General features: G+C 73.2%; 7 protein-coding genes. 5 read left to right on the top strand and 2 right to left on the bottom strand.

Translation table 11 applies throughout. The features are described from left to right. Positions 1–388: 388 nt before the first annotated feature. The 3 genes from ACIHAD_RS11175 (at position 389) to ACIHAD_RS11165 (ending at position 3,232) form a co-directional block, all read left to right on the top strand. Positions 389–583 (top strand): hypothetical protein, encoded by a 195-nt coding sequence (locus tag ACIHAD_RS11175; RefSeq protein ID WP_357705417.1) that lies wholly within the window; start codon positions 389–391, stop codon positions 581–583. A gap of 48 nt (positions 584–631) precedes the next feature. Next, the gene (gene ligD / locus ACIHAD_RS11170; RefSeq protein ID WP_397354213.1) at positions 632–1,633 is read left to right on the top strand and encodes a non-homologous end-joining DNA ligase; all 1,002 of its coding nucleotides are present in this window, start codon (positions 632–634) and stop codon (positions 1,631–1,633) included. A gap of 99 nt (positions 1,634–1,732) precedes the next feature. Further along, a complete protein-coding gene (locus tag ACIHAD_RS11165) occupies positions 1,733–3,232 on the top strand; it encodes a trypsin-like serine protease (RefSeq protein WP_397354212.1) in 1,500 nt (499 codons plus the stop codon). On the opposite strand, the gene ACIHAD_RS11160 is transcribed toward ACIHAD_RS11165, so the two are convergent. After that, a complete protein-coding gene (locus tag ACIHAD_RS11160) occupies positions 3,229–3,447 on the bottom strand; it encodes a hypothetical protein (RefSeq protein ID WP_397354211.1) in 219 nt (72 codons plus the stop codon). The two genes, ACIHAD_RS11165 and ACIHAD_RS11160, sit on opposite strands and share 4 nt — an antisense overlap. 74 nt (positions 3,448–3,521) lie before the next feature. Here ACIHAD_RS11160 and ACIHAD_RS11155 point away from each other — a divergent pair, with 74 nt between their 5' ends. Continuing rightward, a complete protein-coding gene (locus tag ACIHAD_RS11155) occupies positions 3,522–3,809 on the top strand; it encodes a helix-turn-helix transcriptional regulator (RefSeq protein WP_397354652.1) in 288 nt (95 codons plus the stop codon). Between the two features lie 62 nt (positions 3,810–3,871). Next, on the top strand, positions 3,872–4,327 hold the full coding sequence (gene ybaK, locus ACIHAD_RS11150) for a Cys-tRNA(Pro) deacylase (RefSeq protein WP_397354651.1): 456 nt from the start codon (positions 3,872–3,874) through the stop codon (positions 4,325–4,327). Positions 4,328–4,343: 16 nt separating this feature from the next. Here ybaK and ACIHAD_RS11145 read toward each other — a convergent pair whose 3' ends face one another. After that, positions 4,344–6,596 carry a transglycosylase domain-containing protein gene (locus ACIHAD_RS11145; protein WP_397354210.1) on the bottom strand — a complete coding sequence of 751 codons (2,253 nt, stop codon included), beginning with the start codon at positions 6,594–6,596 and terminating at the stop codon, positions 4,344–4,346.

The raw sequence follows: 6,596 nt of genomic DNA, 5'->3' as shown, positions 1-6,596 counted from the left end.
TATTAAAATCTCTGAAAAACCCCTGCACTTTTACGGGGGCGGGGCCCGGTGTGTGTTTTGGGGGGGGTGGGGGGGGGGTGGGGGGGGGGGGTGGGGGGGGCGGGGGGGGGGGGGCCCCCCCCCCCCCCCCCCGCGGCCGCCAGAGCCCCGGACCGGGCCAAGCCGGGGCCGAGATGCCGTGGCCGCCACGGGGGCGCGGCCACGGCCGGGGAATGGCTTGGCCCCCTTCTGCCCGGCCCGCCCGGCGTCTAACACCCTGCGGCGAAGAAAACTCTAGGTGAGTTAAAAATAACCTTGCGGGTGTTTGCCCCGCTCGGCGCGGCGACGGCGCATCATCACGCCTTTCGTATTACATGTCCATTATGTCCGCTCGCCTACCCTGGGCTGCATGGGACAGTGGCGAGCCCCCGGCGGCATCCTGGTGGAGGCGATCATCCTCGATGATCGTCCACTGCTGCGCGTCTCGCACCGCGTCAACGGCCGGACGTACCTGCGCGGCTACTGCAAGACCGTCTCCGAACTGGGCGAACATGGCGTAGACCTCGGCGAACTGGTAGAAGACACCGCACTTGACCATTTGTAGACCCCGGTCCGCCGCTGTCGATCAACCCCCCGGGGTACGGCAGAGTCCATGGTGCGGCTGCCGGCCTACGCGCCGATGATGGCCCAGCTGGGCACCCTGACCTCCGTCCAGGGCCCCGGCTGGGCGGTGGAGATGAAGTGGGACGGCGTACGCGCCCTGGCCTACGTCGAGGGCGGCTCGGTGCGCCTGATGTCCCGCAACAACAAGGACATCACCGCCGCCTACCCCGAACTGCAGCTCATGGCCGGCTCCACCGGCCGGCACGCGGCCGTGATCGACGGCGAGATCGTCGCCTTCGACGAGACCGGACGCCCCAGCTTCGCCGCGCTTCAGCCCCGCATGCACCAGCGCAACCCCGCCACCGTGGCCGAGCTGACCCGCGCGGTGCCGGTGACGTTCATGGCCTTCGACATCCTGCACCTCGACGACGACAGCGTGATCGGCCGGCCCTACAGCGAACGCCGCGAGCTGCTGGAGAGCACCCTGCGGCCCGGCTTCCGCTGGGAGGTGCCCGTCTGGTTCGCCGACCACGCCGACCGCGCCTTCGACTCCTCCCGCCAGCTCGGGCTCGAAGGCGTGGTGTGCAAGCGGCTCGGCTCCCCGTACCGGCCCGGCCGGCGCAGCGGCGAATGGACCAAGGTCAAGAACGTCAGCGCCGCCGAGGTCGTGATCGGCGGCTGGCACCCCGGCGGCGGACGCCGGTCGGGCATGATCGGCTCACTGCTGCTCGGCGCCTACGACCCGCGCGGACGCCTGCTCTACGTCGGGCACGTCGGCACCGGCTTCACCCAGCAGATGCTGCGCGACCTCCAGGACCTCCTCGCGCCCCTGCGACGCCCCGACCCGCCCTTCGACGAGCCCGTCCCGCGCGAGCACGCCCGCCACGCGCACTGGGTCGAGCCTCGCGTCGTCGGCGAGGTCCAGTACGCCGAGGTCACCGGCGACGGCCGCCTGCGCCACCCCTCCTGGCGCGGCCTGCGCCCCGACCGCGAACCCGGCGAGGCGAGCGCCGCCGAGTTCCTCGCCCCGGGGGACGCGGCGGCGGGCTGAGCGCGCACGGCCCCGCGACACGTCCCGTTTCACCACGGTAAGCGATGAAGGCGTGACTTACAGTGATCAGAATCGCTTCAGACTGATCAAGGGGACATCGTGTCGAAGACTCTGGTCGCCATGCTGGCCGCGCTCGCCGGCGTCTCACTCGCCGCCGCACCCGCCACCGCCGAACCCCCGCCGCTCAAGGCCCACACCCAGAGCGCGGCCCGACGTCCCGCCCGGAGCCCGGGGGCCGCGTCCTCGCCGCTCATGCGCCCCGGACGCGCCGCCCGCTACTGGACGCCCGGCAAACAGGCCAAGGCCAAAGCCGCCCCCCTCCCCCTCAGCGCCGCCGGTCCCGTCACGCCCGCCCCCGGCACGCCCGATCGCAGTGCGGCGGCCGAGCGGCGCAGCGTGCCCGGCGCCAAACGCCTCACCCCCGGCGGCGACGCCAACGGCTACGCCCGCGTGCGCCGGCCGTACACCGCCGACGGCAACAGCCGCGTCACCGGACGGCTGTTCTTCGTCAACGCCACCGGCCGCGACGACTCCTGCAGCGCCTCCGTCGTCCGCTCGGCCAGCAGGCTGCTCGTCGTCACCGCCGCCCACTGCGTCTACAGCAGCCCCGACGGCTCGGCGTCCGGCCGCTGGCACACCCACTTCGCCTTCGTCCCCGCCTACGACGGCCGCGCCGCCACCGCCGAGCAGCGCGAGCCGTACGGCAGGTGGGGCGGCCGGCGCGTCTGGAAGCCCGACGCCTACACCGGGCGGACCGGCGGCGACTGGAACTCCGTCTACGACGTCGCGCTGGTCGAGGTCGGCGGCAGGAACCGCACCCTCCAGGACACCGTCGGCGCCCTCACCCCCCTGCGCAACCAGGGCGGCCGCTTCACCATCGCCACCTCCGGCTACCCCGGCGTGCTCGGCCGCCGGCCCTACGACGGCCGCGACCAGCTCTGGTGCCTGGGCCGCACCCAGCAGGCCCAGGGCGAGGAGACCGCCGGCGACATGCTCGCCGCCCGGCTGGCCGGGCCCGCCGACCTTACCGGGCGGATGGAGACCGACAACTGCCACCTGGCCAAGGGCCACAGCGGCGGGCCATGGGTCGTGCGCGGCAGCAGCGACCTGGTCGGCGTCCTGTCGGCCGGCAAGGAGGACGGCGAGCCCGACGGCAACTCCGTCGCCACCGCGCTCAACGTGGAGGGCTACGGCGCCATCGTGGGCGAGGCCGACCCCCAGGGCGTCTACGACTCCCTCTCCCTCGACGCCTCAGGCCCCGACGCGCCCGTCCGGCGCGGCGGCACCGCCACCGTCACCGCGACCGTCACCATGCGCGGGCTCATGGCCGCCGCCCAGGTGCCCGTCACCCTCACGCTCCCGGCCGGCGCCACCCTGACCGCCGTCAGCGGCGCCTCCTGCCGCCACGGCGACCACCGGGCCGACTGCACGATCGACGTCATCCACCCCGGCCGCCCGGTACGCATCTCCGCCAGGGTCGCCGTCGGCCGCGACGCCGACGCCGCCCTCCCGGTCACCATGCACGTCACCTCCACCCGCCTCGACCCCGCCCAGCGCGACAACTCCGCCGTCCTGCGCCTGCGCACCGCCAACGGTTAGACCGGCTCCGGCGCAGGCTCCCGCAGCGTCCGCGCCAGCAGCCAGGCCAGCACCGGGAAGGCGATCAGGCAGGCCAGCGCCGTCCTGAGCGTGGTGGCCTCGGCGACCGCGCCCACCAGCGGGCTCGTCAGGCCGCCCACGCTCACCGCCAGCCCCAGCGTGACGTCGCTCGCGGTGCCCACCCGGTTCGGCAGGAAGTCCTGGCCCAGGGTCACGCGCAGGGAGAGCCAGCTCAGACGCGCCCCCGAGCAGCCCTTCCACGTGCCCGCGACCCGCGCCTGGCCGCCGTCTGCGGGCCCTGCACGACGACCCCGCCGACGGGCGCACCCTGGCCACCCTCGCCGCCCGGGCCGGCACCAGCGAGCGCACGTTCGCCCGGCTGTGCCGCCGCGAGCTCGGCATGAGCTTCCCCCAGTGGCGCACCCAGCTCCGCCTGCACCACGCCCTGCTGCTGCTCGCCGACGGCCTGCCGGTGACCGTGGTCGCCCATCGTTGCGGCTGGGCCTCGGCCGGCGCGTTCATCGACGTCTTCCGGCGGGCGCTCGGGTACACGCCGGGCCACGCCTTTACAATGTAGATTCGCTACAATCGTTGGACGTGAGCAAAACGAAAGGCAAGGGCGGCGGCACTCCGGCCACCATGGCGCTGACCAAGGCCAAGGCCGACTTCACGCTCCACCCCTACGACCACGACCCCAACGCCCAGGCCTACGGCGAGGAGGCGGCCGACGCGCTCGGCGTCCCCTACGAGCAGATCTTCAAGACGCTGGTCGCCGAGGTCGAGAGCGGCCTGGCGGTGGCGGTCGTGCCCGTGTCGGGCAAGCTCGACCTCAAGGCCCTGGCCTCGGCGCTGGGCGGCAAGCGGGCCGCCATGGCCGACGCGGCCAAGGTCGAGCGGGTGACCGGTTACGTGGTGGGCGGCATCAGCCCGCTCGGCCAGCGCAAGCAGCTTCCCACCGTGGTCGACTCCTCGGCCCTCGACTTCGGCACGATCTACTTCTCGGCCGGCCGGCGCGGGCTCCAGATCGAGACCGCCCCCGACAACCTGATCACCCTCACCCGCGCGGTCACCGCGCCCATCGGCAAGGCGGGCTGAACGCCCCGCCGGCGGGCTACCGGGTGCGGTGGCGGGGCCGGCGGAACGACGGGTCGGGCGGGCCCTGCCCGAGCAGCCATTCGAACAGGCGCCGGTGGTGCCGGAAGAAGGCGCGCTCGCCCTGCCGCCTGTTCTTCTTCTTGTCCTCCTCCTGCGCCTCGGCCTCCTTCAGGCCGGGTGTGAACCCGCCGCCGAAGCGGCCCATGTCCGGCCCGGGGAAGCCCCTCGGCTCGGTGTTGGACAGTGCGTGCTGCATCGACTCGACCCAGATCGGGCCGGGCAGCGACGCCCCCTGCACCGCGCCGTAGTACTGGTCGCCGATCTGCACCCCCTGGAGCGGGTAGCGGTAGGAGCCGCGGATGTCCCCCAGGCTCACCGCCGCCGCCAGGTCCGGCGTGTACCCGGCGAACCAGGCCGAGGTGTAGCCGTTGTTGGTGCCGGTCTTGCCCGCGGCCGGGCGGCCGATGCTCTGCCCCTGCATGGTGCCCTTGTCGAACACCCCGGACAGGACGTAGTTGACGGCGTCCGCGACCGGCCGCTCCATGACCTGCTCGCAGGACGGCGGCACGTGGGCCCGCCTGCCGCTCCGGTCGGTGATCTCCACGATCGCCAGCGGCCGGCAGTGCACGCCGCGCGCCGCGAACGTGGCGAAGGCCCCCGCGACCGTCACCGGGTCCATCTCGTTGACGCCCAGCGTGAACGTCGGCACCTCGCGCAGCGGCCCGCCGTCGGCCCGGACCGCGCCGAGCGCCTTGGCCGTCTTGACCACGTTGCAGAGCCCGACCTTGCGCTCCAGCATCATGTAGAAGATGTTGACCGACTTCCAGGTGCCGGTCTCGATGCTGTGCGGGCCGCCCGCGCCCTCGCCGCTGGCGTTGAGTATGCGCGTGTCGGGGTCGTTGACCGGCCGTCCGGCGCAGTTGCGGTAGCCCTGCGCGGGCACCAGTTCCCCCGGCGTCTGGAAGCCGTCGCCGAACCGCCAGCCCTGCTGCAACGCCGTGGCCAGCGTGAAGACCTTGAACGTCGATCCCGCCTGGAAGCCCTGGCCGCCGCCGTGCGCGACGTCGGCGGCCAGGTTGAAGGTGGTCCTGGGCCCGTTCTTCTTGTTGCCCCGGTTGCGGCCGAACTGTTTGCTGGCGGCCATCGCCCTGATCCGGCCGGTGCCGGGCTCGATCATGGCCTCCGCGGCGACCTCGGTGTCCTCCGGCGCGACGTGCCGCTGGATCGCGTGCTCGGCCGCGCGCTGCGCGACCGGGTCGAGGCCGGTCCTGATCACCAGTCCGCCCCTGGCCATCCTGGCCCGCCGCTCGGCCGGGGTGTTGCCGAACGCCGGGTTCGACAGCAGCTCGTGCTGGACGTACAGGCAGTAGTAGGGGTACGCGCTCTGCCCGCAGCCGCCCGGCTCGGGCCGCAGCCGCAGGGCCAGCGGCGTGCTCTTGGCGGCGCTCGCCTGGGCCTGCGTGATCAGCTTGAGCCCGGCCATGCGGTCCAGCACGAGGTCGCGCCGCTCCTTCAGCCGCGCCTCGTGCGAGCGGCCGAGCGAGGGATCGGTCGAGTACGGCATCCGCACCGCCCCGGCCAGCGTGGCCGCCTGGGTCAGCGTCAGCCTGGCGGCCGTGGTGGAGAAGAAGCGCCGGGCCGCCGCCTCCACCCCGTGCGCGCCCGCGCCGAAGTAGGCGATGTTCAGGTAGCGCTCAAGGATCTCGTCCTTGCGGTACTTGCGTTCCAGGGCCAGCGCGTACCGCAGTTCGGTGATCTTGCGGGCCAGGTTGGGGGCGCGTGCCTTGTCCCGTTCGGCGTCGGTGCGGGCGCTCTCGACCAGGATGTTCTTGACGAGCTGCTGCGTCAGCGACGAACCGCCCTGCCGGATGCCGCCCGCCTGCGTGTTGGTGAGCAGCGCCCGCAGCGTGCCCCGGACGTCCAGGCCGCCGTGCTCGTAGAAGCGGGCGTCCTCGATGGCCACGATGGCCTTGCGCATCACGGGCGCCACGGCCCCGAGCGGCACGGCCGTCCTGTTGGCCTCGTAGAACTGGGCGAACTGCCTGCCGTCCTTGTCCAGCAGCCTGGTCACCTGCGCCAGGGGCTCCTCGCGCGGCGCGGGCGGCAGGTCGACGAAGGTGTCGGCGACGTTCTTGGCGGCCAGGCCGCCGCCGCTCACCACGGGAGCGGCCAGTGCCGCCGCCAGCACCCCGCCGAGCGCCCCCGCCATGGCGAGGCCACCGATGGATCTGAGTACGGTCACGCAGATGATCTGCAACCAGCAGATCAT

Origin of the sequence: Nonomuraea sp. NPDC052265 (assembly GCF_044547985.1) — a bacterium.
Lineage (GTDB): Bacteria > Actinomycetota > Actinomycetes > Streptosporangiales > Streptosporangiaceae > Nonomuraea.
This window is presented reverse-complemented; position numbering and strand designations above follow the sequence as displayed.

Bases quoted from the DNA above. Each gene is read 5' to 3' on its own strand.
- ACIHAD_RS11175 (WP_357705417.1), top strand. From the start codon at position 389: ATGGGACAGTGGCGAGCCCCCGGCGGCATCCTGGTGGAGGCGATCATC.
- ligD (WP_397354213.1), top strand. From the start codon at position 632: ATGGTGCGGCTGCCGGCCTACGCGCCGATGATGGCCCAGCTGGGCACC.
- ybaK (WP_397354651.1), top strand. From the start codon at position 3,872: ATGGCGCTGACCAAGGCCAAGGCCGACTTCACGCTCCACCCCTACGAC.
- ACIHAD_RS11145 (WP_397354210.1), bottom strand. From the start codon at position 6,596: ATGATCTGCTGGTTGCAGATCATCTGCGTGACCGTACTCAGATCCATC.